Source organism: Pseudomonas sp. GW821-FHT07F01 (assembly GCF_059418825.1).
Genome location: NZ_JBWKQO010000003.1, coordinates 37,763 through 58,213 on the forward strand (window position 1 = coordinate 37,763; position 20,451 = coordinate 58,213).

General features: G+C 63.3%; 22 protein-coding genes. 11 read left to right on the top strand and 11 right to left on the bottom strand.

All coding sequences use genetic code 11. The features are described from left to right. Window positions 1–11: 11 nt before the first annotated feature. The 3 genes from AC07R1_RS10670 to AC07R1_RS10680 form a co-directional block, all read right to left on the bottom strand. Window positions 12–641 (bottom strand): thiol:disulfide interchange protein DsbA/DsbL, encoded by a 630-nt coding sequence (locus AC07R1_RS10670; protein ID WP_011058473.1) that lies wholly within the window; start codon window positions 639–641, stop codon window positions 12–14. Window positions 642–838: 197 nt separating this feature from the next. After that, on the bottom strand, window positions 839–1,444 hold the full coding sequence (locus tag AC07R1_RS10675; protein ID WP_011058472.1) for a c-type cytochrome: 606 nt from the start codon (window positions 1,442–1,444) through the stop codon (window positions 839–841). Window positions 1,445–1,489: 45 nt separating this feature from the next. Then, window positions 1,490–1,780, bottom strand: coding sequence for a c-type cytochrome (locus AC07R1_RS10680; protein WP_015633654.1), 291 nt, complete (start codon window positions 1,778–1,780; stop codon window positions 1,490–1,492). Between the two features lie 191 nt (window positions 1,781–1,971). Between AC07R1_RS10680 and yihA the strand changes: the two genes are divergently transcribed. Next, window positions 1,972–2,613, top strand: a complete 642-nt coding sequence (gene yihA, locus AC07R1_RS10685; protein ID WP_011058471.1) for a ribosome biogenesis GTP-binding protein YihA/YsxC — start codon at window positions 1,972–1,974, stop codon at window positions 2,611–2,613. Window positions 2,614–3,028: 415 nt separating this feature from the next. Here yihA and polA read toward each other — a convergent pair whose 3' ends face one another. Continuing rightward, a complete protein-coding gene (polA, locus tag AC07R1_RS10690) occupies window positions 3,029–5,821 on the bottom strand; it encodes a DNA polymerase I (protein WP_495110516.1) in 2,793 nt (930 codons plus the stop codon). A 74-nt stretch (window positions 5,822–5,895) separates the two neighbouring features. Here polA and AC07R1_RS10695 point away from each other — a divergent pair, with 74 nt between their 5' ends. Both AC07R1_RS10695 and AC07R1_RS10700 read left to right on the top strand, forming a co-directional pair. Continuing rightward, a complete protein-coding gene (locus AC07R1_RS10695) occupies window positions 5,896–6,183 on the top strand; it encodes a DUF2782 domain-containing protein (RefSeq protein ID WP_011058469.1) in 288 nt (95 codons plus the stop codon). Window positions 6,184–6,248: 65 nt separating this feature from the next. Next, complete coding sequence (locus tag AC07R1_RS10700) at window positions 6,249–7,199, top strand: homoserine kinase (protein ID WP_011058468.1); 951 nt, start codon at window positions 6,249–6,251, stop codon at window positions 7,197–7,199. 90 nt (window positions 7,200–7,289) lie between these two features. Here the strand turns inward: AC07R1_RS10700 and AC07R1_RS10705 are convergent, their stop codons facing one another. Beyond that, a complete protein-coding gene (locus tag AC07R1_RS10705) occupies window positions 7,290–8,210 on the bottom strand; it encodes a zinc ABC transporter substrate-binding protein (protein ID WP_053154825.1) in 921 nt (306 codons plus the stop codon). Between the two features lie 66 nt (window positions 8,211–8,276). On the opposite strand from AC07R1_RS10705, the gene zur reads away from it, so the two are divergent. From zur to AC07R1_RS10725, 4 genes are read left to right on the top strand one after another with little or no spacing between them, the layout of a single operon-like run. Continuing rightward, on the top strand, window positions 8,277–8,759 hold the full coding sequence (zur, locus tag AC07R1_RS10710; RefSeq protein WP_011058466.1) for a zinc uptake transcriptional repressor Zur: 483 nt from the start codon (window positions 8,277–8,279) through the stop codon (window positions 8,757–8,759). After that, window positions 8,759–9,544 (top strand): zinc ABC transporter ATP-binding protein ZnuC, encoded by a 786-nt coding sequence (znuC, locus tag AC07R1_RS10715; RefSeq protein WP_011058465.1) that lies wholly within the window; start codon window positions 8,759–8,761, stop codon window positions 9,542–9,544. Before zur ends, znuC begins: the two co-directional genes overlap by 1 nt. Beyond that, the gene (gene znuB / locus AC07R1_RS10720; protein ID WP_011058464.1) at window positions 9,537–10,325 is read left to right on the top strand and encodes a zinc ABC transporter permease subunit ZnuB; all 789 of its coding nucleotides are present in this window, start codon (window positions 9,537–9,539) and stop codon (window positions 10,323–10,325) included. The genes znuC and znuB overlap by 8 nt, the downstream gene beginning before the upstream one ends. 37 nt (window positions 10,326–10,362) lie before the next feature. Then, window positions 10,363–11,082: a PA5502 family lipoprotein gene (locus AC07R1_RS10725; protein WP_019095618.1), complete on the top strand. Its 720-nt coding sequence runs from the start codon at window positions 10,363–10,365 to the stop codon at window positions 11,080–11,082. Window positions 11,083–11,138: 56 nt separating this feature from the next. On the opposite strand, the gene katE is transcribed toward AC07R1_RS10725, so the two are convergent. Further along, on the bottom strand, window positions 11,139–13,331 hold the full coding sequence (katE, locus tag AC07R1_RS10730) for a catalase HPII (protein ID WP_401156431.1): 2,193 nt from the start codon (window positions 13,329–13,331) through the stop codon (window positions 11,139–11,141). Between the two features lie 215 nt (window positions 13,332–13,546). On the opposite strand from katE, the gene AC07R1_RS10735 reads away from it, so the two are divergent. Genes AC07R1_RS10735 through AC07R1_RS10745 form a run of 3 tightly spaced genes read left to right on the top strand, consistent with a single transcriptional unit; the run spans window position 13,547 to window position 16,052 of the window. Next, on the top strand, window positions 13,547–14,554 hold the full coding sequence (locus AC07R1_RS10735; RefSeq protein ID WP_011058461.1) for a methionine ABC transporter ATP-binding protein: 1,008 nt from the start codon (window positions 13,547–13,549) through the stop codon (window positions 14,552–14,554). Continuing rightward, entirely contained in the window at window positions 14,554–15,219 is a 666-nt protein-coding gene (locus AC07R1_RS10740; protein WP_011058460.1) for a methionine ABC transporter permease, read from the top strand. The genes AC07R1_RS10735 and AC07R1_RS10740 overlap by 1 nt, the downstream gene beginning before the upstream one ends. 59 nt (window positions 15,220–15,278) lie before the next feature. After that, window positions 15,279–16,052: a MetQ/NlpA family ABC transporter substrate-binding protein gene (locus AC07R1_RS10745; protein WP_174395494.1), complete on the top strand. Its 774-nt coding sequence runs from the start codon at window positions 15,279–15,281 to the stop codon at window positions 16,050–16,052. 215 nt (window positions 16,053–16,267) lie between these two features. Here AC07R1_RS10745 and AC07R1_RS10750 read toward each other — a convergent pair whose 3' ends face one another. Genes AC07R1_RS10750 through AC07R1_RS10770 form a run of 5 tightly spaced genes read right to left on the bottom strand, consistent with a single transcriptional unit; the run spans window position 16,268 to window position 20,176 of the window. Further along, entirely contained in the window at window positions 16,268–16,903 is a 636-nt protein-coding gene (locus tag AC07R1_RS10750) for an SCO family protein (protein WP_015633647.1), read from the bottom strand. Further along, on the bottom strand, window positions 16,900–17,802 hold the full coding sequence (gene cyoE / locus AC07R1_RS10755) for a heme o synthase (RefSeq protein WP_065364959.1): 903 nt from the start codon (window positions 17,800–17,802) through the stop codon (window positions 16,900–16,902). The genes AC07R1_RS10750 and cyoE overlap by 4 nt, the downstream gene beginning before the upstream one ends. Then, the gene (locus AC07R1_RS10760; RefSeq protein ID WP_019095615.1) at window positions 17,790–18,869 is read right to left on the bottom strand and encodes a COX15/CtaA family protein; all 1,080 of its coding nucleotides are present in this window, start codon (window positions 18,867–18,869) and stop codon (window positions 17,790–17,792) included. Before AC07R1_RS10760 ends, cyoE begins: the two co-directional genes overlap by 13 nt. 10 nt (window positions 18,870–18,879) lie before the next feature. Next, window positions 18,880–19,470 (bottom strand): PA_0111/PP_0108 family redox-active disulfide protein, encoded by a 591-nt coding sequence (locus AC07R1_RS10765; protein WP_015633644.1) that lies wholly within the window; start codon window positions 19,468–19,470, stop codon window positions 18,880–18,882. Next, a complete protein-coding gene (locus AC07R1_RS10770) occupies window positions 19,436–20,176 on the bottom strand; it encodes an SURF1 family protein (protein WP_011058454.1) in 741 nt (246 codons plus the stop codon). The genes AC07R1_RS10765 and AC07R1_RS10770 overlap by 35 nt, the downstream gene beginning before the upstream one ends. 70 nt (window positions 20,177–20,246) lie before the next feature. On the opposite strand from AC07R1_RS10770, the gene AC07R1_RS10775 reads away from it, so the two are divergent. Next, window positions 20,247–20,450 (top strand): twin transmembrane helix small protein, encoded by a 204-nt coding sequence (locus AC07R1_RS10775; RefSeq protein ID WP_011058453.1) that lies wholly within the window; start codon window positions 20,247–20,249, stop codon window positions 20,448–20,450. The last annotated feature ends 1 nt before the right edge of the window (window position 20,451 follow it).

Below are 20,451 nucleotides of genomic sequence, written 5' to 3' on the forward strand. Positions count from 1 at the left end.
GCGGCGGGCGCTTACTTGGCTGCGCGCTCTTTGGCGATCAACTGGTCAGCCACGCTCAGCGCGCCTTCAGGACCACCGGCGGTGCCCAGGTCGAAACGATACTTGCCGTTGACCACCATGGTCGGTACGCCGGTGATCTGGTAGGCCTGGGCCTTTTTCTTGGCGTCTTCGACCTTGCCTTTGACGGCGAAGGAATTGTAGGTGCTCAGGAACTTGTCCTTGTCGACGCCTTCGCCAGCCAGGAACTCGGCCATCTCTTCAGGAGTAGCGAGTTTCTTGCCGCCATGGATGGCTTCGAATACGGCCTTGTGCACCTTGTGCTCGACACCCATGGCTTCAAGGGTGATGAACAGTTGGCCATGGATGTTCCAGATACCGCCGAACATGGCCGGGATACGGACGAAGTTGACGTCGGCCGGGAGTTTTTCAGCCCAGGGATTGATGGTGGGTTCGAAAGCGTAGCAGTGCGGGCAGCCATACCAGAACAGCTCAACCACTTCGATCTTGCCTGGCACGGCAACCGGAACGGCGCTGCTCAACTCGACATATTGTTTACCGGCTTCAAGCGGTTCGGCCGCTTGAGCGGTCACGCCAAACAGGCTGGCGGTGACGAGTGCGGCGCTGAGAATCAGATTACGCATGCTTTACTCCTGGACAATTTTGGCGCCTCGCTCGACCTGAATTCGGCCAGGTCTTGGCGGGCTTGAGTTCGCTAGTGTAGCGGCAGACGCCATAAAAAAGGGCGGCCTGAGCCACCCTTTATGCTTGCACCGTCAGATTAATCGATCATTAACGTTGCCGTGGCTTAGCACCTTGGGCAACGCTGATCGAGCCGGCCTCAGTGCAGGCCCTGAATATAGCTGGACACCGCTTCGATGTCTTTGTTGCTCAGCTTGCCAGCGATGCTGCGCATCACCAGGGTATCGCCGTCGTTGGTACGGTTGCCTTCGCGGAAGTCGGTCAACTGCTTGGCCACGTACTGTGCGTGCTGGCCACCCAGATGGGGGAAGCCGGCTGCTGCGTTACCCGCACCGTTTGGCGAGTGGCAACCGGTGCAGGCAGGCATGCCCTGGTCGAGCTTGCCGCCACGGAACAGTTCTTCACCACGGGCCACGACTTTAGGATCTGCTGCGCCGACGCTGCCTTTCTGGCTGGCGAAGTAGGCGGCGATGTCAGCCAGGTCCTGATCGCTCAGGTTGGTCAACAGGCCTGTCATCTCCAGCACCTGGCGCTTGCCGGACTTGATATCGTGCAACTGCTTGTTCAGGTACTTTTCCCCCTGACCCGCCAGCTTGGGAAAGTTTGGCGCCATGCTGTTCCCATCAGGGCCGTGGCAAGCACCACAGACTGCGGCTTTCGCCTGACCGGCAGCAGCGTCGCCTGCGGCATGGGCGACACCTGTGATGCCCAAGGTCAACAGCAGACTCACGAGTAATTTGTTCATCAGCTAATCCAACTACGGCTAAGGGTTAAGAGTTATGGACCGGGATCACTCGCTCATCCAATGGATGATGACTCGGTAATCCTCGGCACTGCAGTCCATGCACAAACCACGCGGCGGCATCGCCTTGAAACCCTGGGTCACGTGTTGCACCAGCGTCTCCATACCTTGCGCCAACCTCGGCGCCCAAGCTTCCTGGTCGCCCTTGCGGGGCGCCGTGGGTAGTTGGCCGGAATGACAAGCCCCACAAACACGGTTGTACACAGCTTCCGGATCCTGTGTAGCCTGAGCGCCGTAAAACGGCATCAAGACACCGGCAGCTAGCAGCCATTTCGTCATAAAACGACCTTTTCAGGGTTGAGAGCGTGCTGCGTTCTAATGCGCATTCAAGGTTTATCGCTCTCGTGAACTTCATCCTACGCTGGGACAAAGCGCACACAAAATCTGCGGCATTATATACTGGCGTTACTGAAACGGAAACGACACCGCTCGCCGCGTCCACTCTCGGCATCGCCCCAATCGGAAATCCCATGCAACTCAAGAACCCCATCCTCGGTCTGTGCCAACAGGCTACGTTCATGCTCAGCGCCGCCAAAGTCGATCAATGCCCTGACGATGAAGGCTTCGAAGTGGCCTTTGCCGGGCGTTCCAACGCCGGCAAATCCAGCGCCCTGAACACCCTGACCCACGCCAGCCTGGCACGCACCTCGAAAACTCCGGGTCGCACGCAGTTGTTGAACTTCTTCAAGCTAGACGACGATCGCCGTCTGGTCGACCTGCCGGGCTACGGTTACGCCAAAGTGCCAATCCCGCTCAAACAACACTGGCAGCGTCACCTGGAAGCCTACCTGGGCAGCCGCGAGAGCCTTAAGGGCCTGATCCTGATGATGGATATCCGTCATCCCATGACCGACTTCGACCTGCTGATGCTGGACTGGGCGGTCGCCAGCGGCATGCCGATGCACATCCTGCTGACCAAGGCCGACAAACTGACCTACGGCGCGGCCAAGAACACCCTGCTCAAGGTGCAGTCGCAGATCCGCAAGGGCTGGGGCGAAGCCGTCACCATCCAACTGTTCTCGGCCCCCAAGCGCATGGGCCTGGAAGAGGCCTACACCGTGCTGGCGGGCTGGATGGAACTGGCCGACAAAGGCGCCGAAGCCGAGGCCTGAGAGACGTAGGGAAAATTGCCTGGGGGATGATCAGGCAAGGCAAAAGCGCGGTGCGAAAGCGGAGTTTACTGGCTGTAAATGAGCATTTCGCGCCGCGCTTTTAACGCAGCATGATCATTTCCCAGGCGGTTTTCAGGCAAAAAAAACCCCGGACTTCGTATGGGGAGGGGGAAGTTCGGGGTTCAAGTTCTAGACCGCTAGGGCGGGGTCCAGATATCTGCCAACACTTAACACAACATAGGAGCATCGAAGGGCTTCACCAGCCATTCAGTAACTCTGAGTGGGCGTTCACCTATTTAGTTCCGGCCGGTTGCAAAAACTATTGGCAATAATCGATGAAATTTTCGGTGCTAATAGCTCTTCGCTAGTTTTTGCCGCGACACTATGCCGCGGCAAAAACACCTGAAAAATGCCCTTAATGGGCCTCATCCCAGTTATTTCCCACCCCCACTTCCACCAATAACGGTACATCCAGGGTTGCGGCACCGCTCATGTGCCCGCGAATTTCCTCACGAACCTGGTCCACCAGGTCCTCGCGCACTTCCAGCACCAGTTCGTCGTGCACCTGGAGAATCACTCGGGCATCCAGCCCCGAGGACTCCAGCCAGTTGTCCACGGCCACCATGGCTTTCTTGATGATGTCTGCCGCGGTGCCCTGCATCGGCGCATTGATCGCGGTGCGTTCGGCGCCGGCGCGCTCCTGTGGCTTGTTGGAGTTGATCTCCGGCAGGTACAGGCGGCGACCGAAGATGGTCTCGACATAACCCTGGTCCGCGGCCTGGGCGCGGGTGCGGTCCATGTACTCGCGAACCCCCGGGTAACGCGCGAAGTAGGTGTCGATATAGGCCTTGGCCTGCTTGGTATCGACACCGATGTCCTTGCCCAGCTTCTGCGCGCCCATACCGTACATCAGGCCGAAGTTGATGGCCTTGGCGCTGCGGCGCTGATCGGAAGTGACGTCCTTGAGCTCGACCTTGAACACCTCGGCCGCCGTGGCGGTGTGCACGTCCAGGTTGTTGCGGAAGGCGTTGAGCAAACCTTCGTCGCGGGACAGGTGCGCCATGATCCGCAACTCGATCTGCGAATAGTCCGCTGCCAGCAGCTTGTAGCCCGGCGGCGCGATGAAGGCCTGGCGAATGCGCCGGCCTTCAGCGGTACGTACCGGAATGTTCTGCAGGTTCGGATCGCTGGAGGACAGCCGGCCGGTGGACGCTACCGCCTGATGATAGGAGGTATGGATGCGCCCGGTACGCGGGTTGATCTGCTCCGGCAGGCGGTCGGTATAGGTGCTTTTCAGCTTGCTCATGGAACGGTACTGCATCAGCACCCGCGGCAGCGGATAGTCGTCTTCCGCCAGCTTGGCCAGCACCTCTTCAGCCGTGGATGGCTGGCCCTTGGCAGTCTTTTTCAGCACCGGCAGGCCGAGCTTGTCGTAGAGGATGCTGCCCAGCTGCTTGGGCGAGCCCAGGTTGAACTCCTCGCCGGCGATCTCGAAGGCTTCGCGCTCCAGGGCGACCATCTTGTCCCCCAGTTCGATGCTCTGCACTCCCAGGAGCTTGTCGTCCACCAGTGCTCCCTGGCGCTCGATGCGCGCCAGGACCGGCACCAAAGGCATTTCGATATCGGTGAGCACGCTGGCCAGGCTCGGTATCGCGGACAGCTTGTCGAGCAGGACCTGGTGCAGGCGCAGGGTCACGTCGGCATCTTCCGCGGCGTAGGGGCCGGCCTGCTCAAGGGGAATCTGGTCGAAGGTCAACTGCTTGGCACCCTTGCCAGCGATGTCCTGGAAACTCACAGTGCTGTGGTCCAGGTACTTCTGCGCCAGGCTGTCCATGTCATGGCGGGTGGCGGTGGAGTTGAGCACGTAGGATTCGAGCATGGTATCGAAGGCCACGCCGCGCACAGTGATGCCATTGGCCTGGTCGCCGCCGATGGCGCAGTTGGCCAGGATGTTCATGTCGAACTTGGCGTGCTGGCCGACCTTGAGCCGCTTGGGATCTTCCAGCAAGGGCTTGAGGGCCAGCAGTACGCTGTCGCGATCCAGCTGTGCCGGCGCGCCCATGTAGGAGTGGGTCAGGGGAACATAGGCCGCTTCGCCGGCCTTGACCGAGAAGGACAGGCCCACCAGTTGCGCCTGCTGCGCATCGATCCCGGTGGTTTCGGTGTCGAAGGCAATCAGCTTGGCGCCCTTGAGCTTCTCCAGCCAGGCATCGAAACGCTCCTGGTCGAGGATGGTTTCGTACTGCAGCTCCAGCGGAGCTTGCTCCACAGTCTGCGGCGGCGGCACGGCGGCGGGTGTCGCCTCAGCGCCGCTGAGCTCGACACGCTTGGCATCGCGCTGCAACTCGTCGAGCCAGCTCTTGAACTCCAGCAGGCTGTAGAGCTCCACCAGCTTCTCGCGGTCCGGCTCGCCCAGGTGCAGGTCGTCGAGCCCGACATCCAGCGGCACGTCGACCTTGATGGTCGCCAACTGATAGGAGAGGAAGGCCATTTCCTTGTGTTCTTCGAGCTTGGCCGGCAAGGTCTTGGCCCCGCGGATCGGCAGGGTCGGTACGATATCGAGCTGTTCGTACAGCTCCTTCAACCCGCCATTGACCCCGACCAGCAGGCCGGAAGCGGTCTTCGGACCAATGCCCGGCACCCCGGGAATGTTGTCGGAAGAGTCGCCCATCAGCGCCAGGTAATCGATGATCTGCTCGGGAGCGACGCCGAATTTCTCCTTCACGCCTTCCACGTCCATGCTGCTACCGGACATGGTGTTGACCAGGGTAATGTGCCCATCCACCAGCTGCGCCATGTCCTTGTCGCCAGTGGAAATCACCACCGGACGATCCGCCGCGGCGCTGCTGCGGGCCAGGGTACCGATCACGTCATCGGCCTCGACCCCTTCCACGCACAGCAGCGGGAAGCCCAGGGCGATCACGCTGGCGTGCAGCGGCTCGATCTGCACCCGCATATCGTCTGGCATGCTCGGGCGGTTGGCCTTGTATTCGGCGTACATGTCATCGCGGAAGGTCCCGCCCTTGGCATCGAAGACCACCGCGAACGGGCTGTCCGGGTACTGTTTGCGCAGGCTCTTGAGCATGTTCAACACGCCCTTGACCGCGCCGGTAGGCAGGCCTTTGGAGGTGGTCAGCGGTGGCAGCGCGTGGAACGCGCGGTACAGATATGAAGAACCGTCCACCAGGACGAGGGGGGCTTGGCTCATGAGCGGGATCAACCTTTTCGGCGGGTCCGGCGCTAGAATAGCGGGACCGTTGACGACAAAGGGACAAGGTTATCATGCGCACACTAAATCGCTTGCTGCTGACCGGCTTGATTGCAATCGCTCCATTGGCCGCGATCGCCGCAGAAGATGCGCCATCAGCGGACCCGGAAGTAACCATTCGCACGGAAGGCGACAAGACCATCCAGGAATACCGGCAAAATGGCTTCCTGTATGCCATCAAGATCACGCCAAAGGGCGGCAAACCCTACTTCCTGGTGCGTGCCGATGGCTCGGACGGCAACTTCATCCGTTCGGATCAGCCGGATATGCTGATCCCTTCGTGGAAAATCTTTGAGTGGTAAACCACTCCGACTTCAACTCAATGGCGCTGGCTGGATAGCAGCGCCCGTACTGGCAGTTTTTAACCATGTCTGTGTTCACCCCCCTGGCTCGGCCCGAGCTGGAAACCTTTCTCGCCCCGTATGGGCTCGGCCGCCTGCTTGATTTCCAGGGGATCGCCGCTGGTAGCGAAAACACCAACTTCTTCATCAGCCTGGAACAGGGCGAGTTCGTCCTGACCCTGGTGGAACGTGGCCCGGTCCAGGAAATGCCGTTCTTCATTGAACTGCTGGACGTGCTGCACCAGGCCAACCTGCCAGTGCCCTATGCCCTGCGCACCACCGACGGCGTCGCCCTGCGCGAACTGGCGGGCAAGCCGGCGCTGCTGCAACCGCGGCTGGCGGGCAAGCACATCAAGCAGGCCAACGCCCAGCACTGTGCCCAGGTCGGTGAGCTGCTCGGCCACCTGCACGTGGCCACCAAGGACCACATGATCAAGCGCAAGACCGATCGCGGCCTGGACTGGATGCAGGAAGAGGGCAGGCAACTGCTGTCGCACCTGGCCCCCACGGCCCAGGACCTGCTGCAACGGGCCCTGGATGAAATCGCCGCTCAGAAGGTGAAGATCCTCGCCCTGCCCCGGGCCAACATCCACGCCGATCTGTTTCGCGACAACGCCATGTTCGAAGGCACCCACCTGACCGGCCTGATCGACTTCTACAACGCCTGTTCGGGACCCATGCTCTACGACGTGGCGATCGCCCTGAATGACTGGTGCTCCGACGATGAAGGCGTACTCGACGGCCAACGGGCCCGAGCCCTGCTGGGCGCCTACGCGGCGCTGCGCCCGTTCACTGCGGCAGAGGCCGAACTCTGGCCGACCCTGCTGCGGGTGGCCTGCGTGCGCTTCTGGCTATCGCGGCTGATCGCCGCCGAGAGCTTCGCCGGGCAGGACGTGCTGATTCACGATCCGATGGAGTTCCAGCAGCGCCTGGCGCAGCGGCAACAGGTCAGCATCGCGCTGCCGTTCGCCCTGTAAACGCTTCGCGGGCAAGCCCGCTCCTACAGAGATGCGCCCAACCTGTAGGAGCGGGCTTGCCCGCGAAAGCCCTCGCGCAACAATCCCCGCTTAAAGCTGCTCCAGGCAGCCCGCCAGATCATTCCCCAACTTCTCCAGCACCTGCTCATAGCCTTGAGCGGTCGCCGGCGTGTAACCGCCCAACGCATCCAGCTCCGCCAGTTTCACCGGCAGGCCGGCCACCAGGGTTTCCGCCAGGCGCGGGCGCAGGGGCGGCTCGCTGAACACACAGGTCTTGCCCACCTGCTGCAAGCGCGCGCGCATGGCGGCGACGTGCTGGGCCCCCGGCTGGACTTCCGCTGCCACGCTGAACACCCCGGCGTGCTTGAGGCCGTAGGCGTCCTCGAAGTAGTCGAAAGCTTCGTGGAACACGAAGTAAGGCTTGCCGGCGATCCCCGCCAGGCGGGCTTTCAAGCGAGCATCCAGGGCATCCAGACGCTCGCTGAACGCCTTCAGGTTGTTCTGGTAGCGGGCGGCATTGGCCGGGTCGGCGGCGCTCAGGTCCGCGGCCATGCGGGTGGCGATCACCCGGGCATTGACCGGCGACAGCCAGAGGTGCGCGTCCAGGGTGCCGGGGCGATGATCATGGTCATGTTCGTCGGCATCTTCAGCGTGGGAGTGGCTATCTTCGGCAAAGTGCCGGAGTTTCATGCCCGGCAGGTCCTGTACCGCCACCGAGGGCAGGCTACGGCCCTTCAGCACCCGCGGCAGGAAGCCTTCCATGTCCGGGCCGATCCAGTACAGCAGGTCCACACTCTGCACCTTGCGCACGTCCGAAGGGCGCAGCGCGTAGTTGTGCGGGGAAGCTCCGGGCGGCAGCAGCACCTCGGGAACCGCCACGCCATCCTGCACGGCGGCGGCAATCAGTTGCAGCGGCTTGATGCTGGTCAGCACCCGCACTTCGGCCTGGGCCGAGCCGATCGCGAACAGGCTGAAGGTAAAAGCGACAAAAAGGCGAAAAAGTCTGGGCACGATGGACACTCGAGGAGGCGAGAACGGGTAACATAATAACGTCTCTCACAAACCTCGTCGCCGCTCATGCCTAAAACACCCCTTGCCAGCCGTCCACACGACCACTCTCACTGCGTACACAGCGCACTGTCTGAGGCCGACGCCCTGTGCGCACGGCAAGGCCTGCGCCTGACCGCCCTGCGCCGGCGGGTGCTGGAGCTGGTGTGGCAAAGCCACAAGCCCCTGGGGGCCTACGACATCCTGGCCGTGCTCAGCGAGCAGGACGGCCGTCGCGCCGCCCCGCCAACGGTTTACCGGGCGCTGGATTTCCTCCTGGAAAACGGCCTGGTGCACCGCATCGCCTCGCTCAATGCCTTTGTCGGCTGCAACCACCCCGAGCACGCGCACCAGGGCCAGTTCCTGATCTGCCGCGAATGCCACGCCGCCATCGAGCTGGAACAGAAATCCATCAGCGACGCCATCATCAGCAGCGCCCGCGACGTCGGCTTCGTGGTCGAGGGCCAGACCGTCGAAGTGGTCGGGCTCTGCTCGGGCTGTCAGGGGGCTTGATGAGCAATGCGTTGATCCGCCTCGAGCAGGTCGGGGTGACCTTTGCCGGGCAGAACGTGCTGGAGAACATCCAGCTCAGCGTCGAACCCGGCCAGATCGTCACCCTGATCGGCCCCAATGGCGCCGGCAAGACCACGCTGGTGCGCGCCGTGCTCGGCCTGCTCAAGCCCGACACCGGCAGTGTCTGGCGCAAGCCCAAACTGCGGGTGGGCTACATGCCGCAGAAGCTTCATGTGGACCCGACCTTGCCGCTGTCGGTGCTGCGCTTTTTGCGCCTGGTGCCGGGAGTGGACCGTACCCGGGCGCTGGCAGCGCTCAAGGAAGTAGGTGCCGAGCAGGTGATCGACAGCCCGGTGCAGAGCATCTCCGGTGGCGAGATGCAGCGCGTGCTGCTGGCCCGGGCGCTGCTGCGCGAGCCGGAGCTGCTGGTGCTCGATGAACCGGTGCAAGGCGTCGACGTGGCCGGCCAGGCCGAGCTCTACAGCCTGATTACCCGCCTGCGCGACCGTCACGGCTGCGGCGTGCTGATGGTCTCCCACGACCTGCACCTGGTGATGAGCACCACCGATCAGGTGGTCTGCCTCAATCGCCACGTCTGCTGCTCTGGCCACCCCGAGCAGGTCAGCGGCGACCCGGCCTTCGTCGAGCTGTTCGGCAAGAACGCACCGAGCCTGGCGATCTACCACCACCATCACGACCATGCCCACGACCTGCATGGTTCGGTCGTCACCCAGCCCGCTTCGGGCCACGCCCATGTCCATGGAGAAAACTGCAAGCATGGCTGATTTTCTGCTCTACGCCCTGCTCGCAGGCCTGGCCCTGGCGGTGGTTGCCGGCCCCTTGGGGTCCTTTGTGGTCTGGCGTCGCATGGCCTATTTCGGCGACACCCTGTCCCACGCCGCGCTGCTCGGCGTGGCCCTGGGCTTTCTGCTGGATGTCAGCCCGGCGGTAGCGGTCACGGTCGGCTGCCTGCTGCTGGCGGTGCTGCTGGTGACCCTGCAACAGCGCCAACCCCTGGCTTCCGACACGCTGCTGGGGATTCTTGCACCCAGCACCCTGTCTCTGGGCCTGGTGGTACTAAGCTTCATGCATGAAGTGCGAATCGACCTGATGGCCTACCTGTTCGGTGACCTGCTGGCGATCAGCCCGGGCGACCTGGCGTGGATTCTCGGCGGTAGCGCGGCGGTGCTGTTGCTGCTGGTGGCGTTGTGGCGCCCCTTGCTGGCGATCACCGTGCACGAGGAACTGGCCAGGGTCGAAGGCCTGCCTGTGGCCTCGCTGCGCCTGGCGCTGATGCTGCTGATCGCCGTGGTGATTGCCGTGGCCATGAAGATTGTCGGGGTGTTGCTGATCACCTCGCTGCTGATCATCCCGGCCGCTGCGGCACAGCGTCACGCCCGCTCGCCGGAGCAGATGGCCCTGGGCGCCAGCCTGCTGGGCATGCTCGCGGTGTGCGGCGGGCTGGCGCTGTCCTGGTTCAAGGACACACCGGCCGGGCCGTCGATCGTGGTCACCGCCGCCACACTGTTTCTGCTGAGTTTTGTTCTGCCCCGTCGAGGGGTGTAGACTTGCTCGCTTTTTGCGCAATTAGAGAGTCGCAGGAATGAAGCCGTTCGCCTCCCGTTATCTGCTCCTTGTCGCATTTTCCCTGCTACTGGGAGCCTGCCAAAGCACGCCACCAGCGGCCACCGAGGTCCCTGATGCACGGGCCACGGCCATCGCGCAGCTGGAACAAAACATCGCCAGCAGCGAACTGGCCACCGCGGAAGATCAACTCAGCGCCTTGCAGGCGCAGACGCCCGACGACCCGCAACTGGTGCAGTACCAGCGGCAGTTGGCCGAAGCCTATCTGCAGCGCAGCCAGATCGTCCTGCAGAAGGGCGATGTGAACGCCGCAGCCACGGCCCTGAGCCGTGCCCGGGCACTGATGCCCAAGGCTCCGGCGCTGACCGGTGGGGTCAACAATGCCATTGCCCACGCCCGCAAGGCGGAGCTGGACAAGGCCGAAGCCGCCCTGAAGGCCGCCGAAGCGCGCCCTGCGGCCAAGCTGATCGATCCGACCGCCGAGAGCACCACCGTCGCCTTGAACGTCACTGATATCCGCAAGCTGCGGCATCAACTCGATGCCCTGGCCGCCGATGTGGTGAATTACCAGTGCGACGTGAGCATCCAGGTACCACGCACCGAGGATTACCCCTGGCTGTCGACCCTGCTCGGCAAGCGGGTGAAGAAGCTCGACCCGGACTTTGAACAGAAGATCAATCGGCAAATCGTGCGCCATGTACCGGCGCAGATGGTGCTGACGCCGCGCAAGGCGCAGTAAAGCCTTCGCCGGCAAGCCGGCTCCTAGACGGAGCAGGCTTGTCGGGGAAAGTGTGTTCAGGCCGGGATTGCCTTGGCCTTTTCCTCTCGGCTCCAGACCCGATGTTGCGCGATGGCGGCAATGAATGCCTTCAGCGCCTTGGCATCGGCCCCCACGATCAAGCCTTCATCCGCCTCCAGCCGCAGGCTGTGCAACAGCTCCCGGGCATCGCCGTGCAGGGCAATCGCCTTGAGGTGCTTGTACGCCTCCAGCAAGTAATGCAGGGCCACGCCATTGCCGCTCAAGGCGTTGATCGACTGCGCACCTCCGGGCACGAACACCGCATCGAAGGCCACCGATGGCAAGCCCTCCATGGACGCATCCACCGGCAGGCGCTTGCCGTCCGCCGTGGTGACCGGCGCCGAGGTCGGCCCCAGTAGCTTGGCGTGTGCCCCTTCGGCCTTGAGAGCCTTCTTCAGCGCATCGATCGCCGCACCATCGACGCCGTTGGCCGCCAGAATCGCCACCTTCCGGGTTTTGATATTGCCCGGCAACAGGTTCGCCTGGCTCAGGGCCGGCGAGCGCGAGAGCGAAGTCTTGCGCTCCGCCACCGTGGCTTTCTTCGGCGCCGCCAGCCCGAGGTTCTCGGCCACTCGCGCGGCCAGTTGCAGGTCGATGTTGGCCAGAATCTCGTTGACCTGGCGTTCGCGGATCCATTCACGTTCCACCTTGCCCAGCTCAAAGCTGTAGGCGGCGATGATGTGCTCCTGCTCGTGCTTGCTCATGCTCTTGTAGAAGAGCCGCGCCTGGGAGAAATGGTCGCTGAACGATTCGCTGCGCTGGCGGATCTTGTGCGCATCGATACGCTCGTTGTAACTCTCGAAGCCGCCATCCTCGGCCGCCGGTGGGGTTTCCCGGGGCCAGCCGCCGTCGATGGAATTGGGCTCATAGGAGGCCCGGCCCTTGTCCAGGGTGATGCGGTGCATGGCGTCGCGCTGGCTGTTGTGGAAGGGCGCCAGCGGCCGATTGATCGGCAATTCGTGGAAGTTCGGCCCACCCAGGCGGCTGATCTGGGTATCGGTGTAGGAAAACAGCCGTCCTTGCAACAGCGGGTCGTTGGAGAAGTCGATCCCGGGCACTATGTGCCCCGGGCAGAAGGCGACCTGCTCGGTCTCGGCAAAATAGTTGTCCGGGTTGCGGTTCAGCACCATCTTGCCCAGGGGCGTGATCGGCACCAGCTCCTCGGGAATCAGCTTGGTCGGGTCGAGGATGTCGAAATCAAAGTTGTGCTCGTCTTCCTCGGCGATGATCTGTACGCCGAACTCCCACTCCGGGTAATCCCCGGCTTCGATCGATTCCCACAGGTCGCGGCGATGGAAGTCGGTGTCCTTGCCCGCCAGCTTCTGCGCCTCATCCCAGACCAGCGAACAGGTACCCACCGTCGGCCGCCAGTGGAACTTGACGAAGCTCGACCGGCCCTGGGCGTTGATCAGGCGAAAGGTATGCACGCCAAAGCCCTGCATGGCCCGCAGGCTTTTCGGAATGGCCCGGTCTGACATGGCCCAGATCACCATGTGCGCCGATTCCGGCTGCAGCGAGACAAAGTCCCAGAAGGTGTCATGGGCCGAGCCGCCGGTGGGTATTTCGTTGTGGGGTTCGGGTTTCACGGCGTGTACGAAATCGGGGAACTTGATCGCATCCTGAATGAAGAACACCGGCATGTTGTTGCCCACCAGGTCGAAGTTGCCTTCGTCAGTGAAGAACTTCACCGCAAAGCCGCGCACGTCACGCACGGTGTCGCCAGAGCCTCTTGGCCCCTGGACCGTGGAAAAGCGTACGAACACTGGTGTTTTCTTCCCCGGATCACGCAGGAAACCGGCCTTGGTCAATGCCGAATGGTTGTCATAGCTCTGGAAGTAACCATGGGCACCCACCCCTCGGGCATGCACGATGCGCTCGGGAATCCGCTCATGGTCGAAGTGGGTGATCTTCTCCCGCATGATGAAGTCTTCCAGCAGCGAAGGCCCACGAGCACCGGCTTTGAGGGTGTTCTGGTTGTCGGCGATCTTCACCCCCTGGTTGGTCCGCAGAGCCTGCCCGGTGGCGTCGGAGCGGAACGTCTCCAGGCTCTTGAGCTTGCTGTTGCTGTTGCCGCGGTCCAGGGTGTCGGTCCCGGCCATCTGGCTTTTTGGGGTATCGGGCTTCTTCGTGCTCATCAGGCAAAACTCCTCGTTGGCGAAATCCCTGGCGTGCCGGGGCTTCGTGGGCAAAGGCCTCCAGGCACGGCACCTGGCGGCTTTCGAGTGACTTAACTAGTGACTGACGAGAAGGTGCGAGCGTTCCTTTTTTATGACCTTTGATCGCGTTATCGCCAAATGGCAGGATGATTGCGAAATAAATGCTAAGAACCTCTATACGGACAGGCTAAAATGCGCGCCCGGCTAACCGCTGATCCTTTTCTAACGCGCCCCACAAGGTTCGCTACGTGATCGAGTTTCAAAACGTCCATAAAACCTACCGGGTCGCCGGTAAGGATATTCCCGCCCTGCACCCGACCAGCCTTCGGGTCGAGAATGGCCAGGTGTTCGGCCTGATCGGCCACTCCGGTGCGGGTAAAAGTACTCTGCTGCGCCTGATCAACCGCCTGGAAAACCCCAGTGGCGGCACCATCGTCGTCGACGACGAAGACGTCACCGCCCTGGACGCCAGTGGCCTGCGCCGCTTCCGCCAGCAGGTCGGCATGATCTTCCAGCACTTCAACCTGCTGTCGTCCAAGACCGTGGCCGACAACGTCGCCCTGCCCCTGACCCTGGCCGGCGAGCTGTCGCGCAGCGACATCGACCGCCGGGTGGCCGAGCTGCTGGACCGGGTCGGCCTGGCCGACCACGCGAAGAAATACCCGGCGCAGCTGTCCGGCGGCCAGAAGCAGCGCGTCGGCATCGCCCGCGCCCTGGCCACCAAGCCGAAGATCCTGCTGTGCGACGAGGCCACCAGTGCCCTGGACCCGCAGACCACTGCCTCGGTCCTGCAACTGCTGGCCGAGATCAACCGCGAGCTGAACCTGACCATCGTCCTGATCACCCACGAGATGGACGTGATCCGTCGCGTCTGTGACCAGGTGGCGGTGATGGACGCCGGCGTGATCGTCGAACAGGGCCCGGTGGCCGACGTGTTCCTGCACCCCAAGCACCCGACCACGCGGCGCTTCGTCCAGGAAGACGAGCAGATCGACGAGAACGAGCAGCGCGACGACTTCGCCCACGTACCGGGGCGCATCGTGCGCCTGACCTTCCAGGGCGATTCCACCTACGCGCCGCTGCTGGGCACCGTGGCCCGGGAGACCGGGGTCGACTACAGCATCCTCGCCGGACGCATCGACCGCATCAAGGACACCCCTTACGGGCAACTGACCCTGGCCATCACCGGCGGTGACATGGAAGCGGCCTTCGCCCGCTTCACCGCGGCCGATGTCCACATGGAGGTGCTGCGCTGATGGATACCTTCTTCGCCAACATCGACTGGCTGGAAATCTGGCTGGCCACCGGCGACACCCTGATGATGCTCGGCGGCTCGCTGCTGTTCACCGTACTGCTGGGCCTGCCACTGGGCGTGCTGCTGTTCCTCTGCAGCCCGCGCCAACTGCTGGAGCAGAAGTCGCTGTATGCGCTGCTGTCGCTGGTGGTCAACATCCTGCGTTCGCTGCCGTTCATCATTCTGCTGATCGTGATGATTCCCTTCACCGTACTGATCACCGGCACATCGCTGGGGGTTGCCGGGGCCATTCCACCGCTGGTGGTCGGCGCCACGCCGTTCTTTGCCCGGCTGGTGGAAACCGCCCTGCGCGAAGTGGATCGCGGCATCATCGAGGCCACCCAGTCCATGGGTGCCAGCACCCGGCAGATCATTACCAATGCCTTGCTCCCGGAAGCCCGCCCGGGCATCTTTGCCGCTATCACCGTGACTGCCATTACCCTGGTGTCCTACACCGCCATGGCCGGCGTGGTGGGGGCCGGTGGCCTGGGCGACCTGGCGATCCGCTTCGGCTACCAGCGCTTCCAGACCGATGTGATGGTGGTGACCGTGGTGTTGCTGCTGGTGCTGGTCCAGGTTCTGCAAACCGTCGGCGACAAGCTGGTGGTGCACTTTTCCCGCAAATAAAATTGCCGGCCCAGGCCGGCAGGCGCCCGGGGTCGGGCGACTTACAAGGAGCTTGTTGGATGAAAAAACTACTCGTCGCTTTCGCAGCCGTTGCCGCGTTCTCCGCGCACGCCGCCGAAACCCTGACCGTGGCCGCCACACCAGTGCCCCACGCCGAGATCCTGGAGTTCGTCAAACCGGCCCTGGCCAAGGAAGGCGTGGACCTGAAGGTCAAGGTCTTCACCGACTACGTGCAGCCCAACGTGCAAGTCGCCGAAAAGCGCCTGGACGCCAACTTCTTCCAGCACCAGCCCTACCTGGATGAGTTCAACAAGGCCAAGGGCACCCAGCTGGTGAACGTTGCCGGTGTTCACGTCGAACCCCTGGGTGCCTATTCCAGCAAGTACAAGCAGCTCTCCGAACTACCGGGCGGCGCCACCGTGGTGATCCCCAACGACGCCACCAACGGCGGCCGCGCGCTGTTGCTGCTGGACAAGGCCGGCCTGATCAAGCTCAAGGATTCCAACAACATCCTGGCCACCATCAAGGACATCACCGAGAACCCCAAGGACCTGAAGTTCCGTGAACTGGAAGCCGCCACCATCCCGCGCGTGCTGACCCAGGTCGACCTGGCGCTGATCAACACCAACTATGCCCTGGAAGCCAAGCTGGATCCTTCCAAGGACGCCCTGGTGATCGAAGGCAAGGATTCGCCTTACGTGAACATCCTGGTGGCCCGTCCTGACGACAAGGATTCGGACGCCATGAAGAAGCTGGTCGCGGCCCTGCACAGCCCTGAAGTGAAGCAGTTCATTCTCGAGAAGTACAAAGGCGCCATCGTGCCGGCGTTCTGATCGGTTGCAGAAACACAAACGGGGCGCCTTGGGGCGCCCCGTTTCGTTGTAGCCGCTGCCGAAGGCCGGGATAAGGCGCCCAGCGTCTTCCGAGGGCCTCAGGAGCACGTCCTCTTCGAGGCCCATCGCAGCCTGCTGCAGCGGCTACAGGGTTCAGCGGTTCAGCGGTTCAGCGGTTCAGCGGTTCAGCGGTTCAGCGGTTCGAGCATGTAGCGTTATTTGCGCTGCAGCATCACAGGCAGTTGGGCCACCAGCTTCTGGTTGTTCAGCGGAGCACGGATGAAACCGCGCTGGGTACCGTCCGGGCCGATCACCGCCAGGTTGCCGCTGTGGTCCACGGTGTAGTTGGGCTTGCTGGTATCGGCCGGGATGAAGGGAATGCTCACGGCGTTGGCAAGCTTCTGCAGGTCTTCCACCGAGGAGGCGGTCAGGCCCTTGAAGTCCTTGTCGAAGTAGCCCAGGTACTGCTTGAGCTGCTGCGGGGTATCACGGTTGGGGTCGACGCTGACCAGGACCACCTGCAGCTTGTCCACCGCTTCCTTGGGCAGCTCGCTCTTGATCTGCCGCAACTGCGCCAGGGTGGTGGGGCAGATGTCCGGGCAGAAGGTGTAGCCGAAGAACAGCAGCGACCATTTGCCCTTCAACTCGTCGATCACCACTGGCTGGCCGTCCTGGTCGACCATCTTCACCGCAGGCAGGGTACGGCTTTGCGGCAGCAGGATGATGCCCGCATCGATCAGTGCAGTGGGGTCGCCCTGACCCTTGCCGGACAGTACTTTGTTGACGGTAAGCCCCAGCACCAGGGCCACCAGGGCAACGAGAATAAAGACGGTTTTCTGAGTTCGAGTCATAGGTTCAACAATAGGTAGTGGTCTACGAGCAGGGCGATGAACAGCAGGAACAAGTAATAAATAGAGTACTTGAAGGTGTTGATCGCCGCGTGCGGCCGAGTGCCACGGTACAGCACCCAGGCCCATTGCAGGAAGCGCCCGCCCAGGGCCAGGGCACACACCAGGTACAACACGCCACTCATGTGGATGACATAGGGCAGCAGGCTCACCGCCAGCAGGGCAAAGGTGTAGAGCAGGATGTGCACCTTGGTGTAGTGCTCGCCATGGGTGACCGGCAGCATCGGGATATCGGCCTTGGCGTATTCCTCTTTGCGGTGGATGGCCAGGGCCCAGAAGTGCGGCGGGGTCCAGGCGAAGATGATCAGCACCAGCAGCAGCGGTTCGGCGCTCATGTGCCCGGTGGCGGCGACCCAGCCCAGCAACGGTGGAGCCGCGCCGGCCAGCCCGCCGATCACGATGTTCTGCGGCGTCGCGCGTTTCAGAAACCCGGTGTAGACCACCGCATAGCCCAGCAGCGAGGCCAGGGTCAGCCAGGCCGTGAGTGGGTTGGTGAAGGTCAGCAGCAGCGCCTGCCCGGCTAGCGCCAGGAGCAGGGCAAAGGCCAGCGCCGCTCGTGGCGATACCCGGCCTTCGGCCAGGGGCCGTTTGTGGGTCCGGGCCATCAGCGCGTCGATGCGCCGGTCCACCACATGGTTGACCGCCGCCGCCCCGCCCGCGCAAAGGGCAATGCCCAGGTTGCCGAACACCAGCACCGTCCACGGAACCCCGGCGCGGGTGGCGAGGAACATGCCCACCAGGGAGGTTATCAGCATCAGCACCACCACCTTGGGTTTGGTCAGCTCCAGGTAATCGCGCCAGATCGCCTGGGGGTGCTGGCGGGCGCCGGTCAGAGTCGCCATGGCATCTCTCCTTTGATGGTGATGGGACCCGCCATCTGTTTACGCGGGCTGAGCCGCCAGCCCAGGGGCAGGCGATCCCGGGCCCGCACCAGGCTGGTACGGGCGTGGTAGTTGACCAGCACCAGGGTCAGCAGCAGCGCCGCCCCCCCGGCGTTATGGGCCACGGCCACCGGCAGTGGCAAATGAAAGAACACGTTGCTCAGGCCCAGGCTGACCTGCGCCCCCAGCGCCACCAGCACCAGCCCGGCCAGGCGGGTCATGCCGGTCTGCCGCAGCTGCCAGGCCAGGCCCAGCAACACCAGGGTCACCAGCACCGCGCCGACCCGGTGGGTCATGTGGATGGCGGTGCGGGCATCGCTGTCCAGTTGCCCGCCCAGGTAGTTGGGGCCGATGTGCTGGGTCAGGTGGAAGCCGTTGGCGAAATCCATGTTCGGCCACCACTGGCCATGGCAGGTGGGCAGGTCGATACAGGCCACCGCCGCGTAGTTGGAACTGACCCAGCCGCCCAGGGCGATCTGCCCGATCACCAGCACCAGCCCGGCGGTGGCCCAGTACTGCAAGCGCCGCGGCACGATCAGCGCCGGCAATACCCCGGACAGGCGCAAGGTCAGCAGGAACAACAGGCTCAGGGTGGCGAAACCGCCCAGCAGGTGCGCGGTGACCACTTGCGGCCAGAGCTTGAGGGTCACCGTCCACATGCCGAAGGCCGCCTGGGCGAACACCACTGCCAGGAGGAACAGCGGCAGCTTCAGGGGCTGCCCCGGATGCCGGCGATGGGTCCAGGCCCGGGCCGCCAGGAGCACGATCAGCAGCCCCAGGGTGCCGGCGAAGTATCGGTGGATCATCTCGTTCCAGCCCTTGTGGGCCTCCACCGGGGTATCGGGAAAATGCAGCTCGGCATGGGCCAACTGGGCTTCGCTTTTCGGCACGCTGATAAAGCCGTAGCAGCCGGGCCAGTCCGGGCAGCCGAGGCCGGCATGGGTCAGCCGGGTGTAGGCGCCGAGCAGCACCACGATCAGGGCCAGCAAGGTGGCAAACAACGCGAGGCGAAATCCAGGTTTGGCCATGACGATGCCCTTATCCGATGTTCGACAGTTTCAGCAGGTGGCGCAGGTCGTTGAGCAGGTCCTTGCCCTTGACCCGGGCGTCATAGCGCAGCACCAGGTTGCTGTGGGGGTCGACGATCCACAGCTGCGGCGCCTCCTTGTCGTTGGCGCCCTTGGTGAAGGTCGCCAGGTCCAGGGGGTAGCGTTGCAGTTGCGGGTATTCACGCTGCAGCTTGGCTTCGTATTCGGCGCTCAGGGGCCGGGCGCTGGCCAGGGCATGGCTGGCGCGCGAGGCATCACGGCCCAGGGCGATCTGGATCTGCCGCGCCAGGTACACCAGTTGCTGGCAATCCACTGCGCACTCCCCGGGCGCGGTGACCAGAACCTGCCAGCGATCCTCCTCGGCCTGCACGCCGATCTGGGCGCGGGTCTGGCCATTGCCGATCAGCTCGCCGTGATAGCTGCGGCTTTCCGGTACCCAGAACTGCAGCTTGTACATGCCGGTGGCAAGGATCATCGGGCCGATCACCATCAGCAGGATCAGCACCAGTTGCCAGCGGCCGCGCCGCCGGTTGGGCGCCTGGGCGTCAGAGATGTTGGGTGGATTCATGGCCGTTCCCATGGCGTTTCTCCCGAGTGTTGTGCCAGCCGAAATAGAGATAGAGAGCGAACAGCGCCAGGGCCATGGCGAACCACTGCACCGCATAGGCCTGGTGTTTTTCCGGGCCCATGGCGACCACCGGCCATTCGGTCAGGTAGGCACCCGGGCCCGACTCCAGGCGCACTTCATGGTCGAAACCGCTGCGGCCCAGCTCGGCCCAGAGCGCCTGTGGACCCACGGCGGTAATCAGCCGCGGCCAGCTCGCGCCGCTGGGGTCGGCGTGCAGCTGGAATGCCGCGCCCGGGGAAACGTAGACCCAGGCATCCAGGCTCAGGCTCTGCTGCGGGGTGCTGAATACGGGAGGCGTGCGCCGGTCGGGCCAGGGCAGCCAGCCGCGGTTGACCAGCAGCCAGCGACCGCTGGCCTGGTCGAGGAAGGGTTGCAGCAGCTCGACCCCGACCTTGCCGTCATGCAGGCGGTTATCCAGCAACAGGCTGTGGTCGGCATCGAAATGACCGTGCAGGCGTACCCGGCGAAAAGCCGGATCCTCGCTGGCCAACAGCTCGAACAGGGCCACCGGCTCCGCCGCACGGCGCTCGGCGTAGCTGGCCAGCAACTGGCGCTTCTGCTCGCCTCGGCCCAGTTGCCAGAAGCCCAGGGCAACCAGCACCGGCAGCAGCAAAAGCACCACCAGGGTCGGCCCGATGCCCGGCCGGAAGCCCTTCATGGCTGGCCTGCAAGGCTGAGAAATCCACTCGCTATACTGCTGTACATCGCGTTTCCCCCGGAGTCCCACCATGCTCAAAGCAGCCATCGTCCTGATGCTGATTGCCACGGTTGTCAGCCTGTTCAGCGGCCTGTTCTTTCTGGTCAAGGACGACAGTTCATCCAAGCGCCTGGTGACCTCACTGAGCATTCGGGTCGCGCTGGCCGTGGTCACCGTCGGCTTGATCGCCTGGGGTTTCTTCAGCGGCCAGCTGGTCTCCCACGCGCCCTGGTAAG

Coding starts and splice junctions, on each gene's coding strand:
- yihA (WP_011058471.1), top strand. CDS start 1,972: ATGCAACTCAAGAACCCCATCCTCGGTCTGTGCCAACAGGCTACGTTC.
- AC07R1_RS10745 (WP_174395494.1), top strand. CDS start 15,279: ATGAAAAAACTACTCGTCGCTTTCGCAGCCGTTGCCGCGTTCTCCGCG.
- AC07R1_RS10760 (WP_019095615.1), bottom strand. CDS start 18,869: ATGGCCAAACCTGGATTTCGCCTCGCGTTGTTTGCCACCTTGCTGGCC.
- AC07R1_RS10740 (WP_011058460.1), top strand. CDS start 14,554: ATGGATACCTTCTTCGCCAACATCGACTGGCTGGAAATCTGGCTGGCC.
- polA (WP_495110516.1), bottom strand. CDS start 5,821: ATGAGCCAAGCCCCCCTCGTCCTGGTGGACGGTTCTTCATATCTGTAC.
- AC07R1_RS10670 (WP_011058473.1), bottom strand. CDS start 641: ATGCGTAATCTGATTCTCAGCGCCGCACTCGTCACCGCCAGCCTGTTT.
- zur (WP_011058466.1), top strand. CDS start 8,277: ATGCCTAAAACACCCCTTGCCAGCCGTCCACACGACCACTCTCACTGC.
- AC07R1_RS10750 (WP_015633647.1), bottom strand. CDS start 16,903: ATGACTCGAACTCAGAAAACCGTCTTTATTCTCGTTGCCCTGGTGGCC.
- cyoE (WP_065364959.1), bottom strand. CDS start 17,802: ATGGCGACTCTGACCGGCGCCCGCCAGCACCCCCAGGCGATCTGGCGC.
- AC07R1_RS10775 (WP_011058453.1), top strand. CDS start 20,247: ATGCTCAAAGCAGCCATCGTCCTGATGCTGATTGCCACGGTTGTCAGC.
- znuB (WP_011058464.1), top strand. CDS start 9,537: ATGGCTGATTTTCTGCTCTACGCCCTGCTCGCAGGCCTGGCCCTGGCG.
- AC07R1_RS10765 (WP_015633644.1), bottom strand. CDS start 19,470: ATGGGAACGGCCATGAATCCACCCAACATCTCTGACGCCCAGGCGCCC.
- AC07R1_RS10680 (WP_015633654.1), bottom strand. CDS start 1,780: ATGACGAAATGGCTGCTAGCTGCCGGTGTCTTGATGCCGTTTTACGGC.
- AC07R1_RS10700 (WP_011058468.1), top strand. CDS start 6,249: ATGTCTGTGTTCACCCCCCTGGCTCGGCCCGAGCTGGAAACCTTTCTC.
- AC07R1_RS10770 (WP_011058454.1), bottom strand. CDS start 20,176: ATGAAGGGCTTCCGGCCGGGCATCGGGCCGACCCTGGTGGTGCTTTTG.
- AC07R1_RS10725 (WP_019095618.1), top strand. CDS start 10,363: ATGAAGCCGTTCGCCTCCCGTTATCTGCTCCTTGTCGCATTTTCCCTG.
- znuC (WP_011058465.1), top strand. CDS start 8,759: ATGAGCAATGCGTTGATCCGCCTCGAGCAGGTCGGGGTGACCTTTGCC.
- AC07R1_RS10695 (WP_011058469.1), top strand. CDS start 5,896: ATGCGCACACTAAATCGCTTGCTGCTGACCGGCTTGATTGCAATCGCT.
- AC07R1_RS10675 (WP_011058472.1), bottom strand. CDS start 1,444: ATGAACAAATTACTCGTGAGTCTGCTGTTGACCTTGGGCATCACAGGT.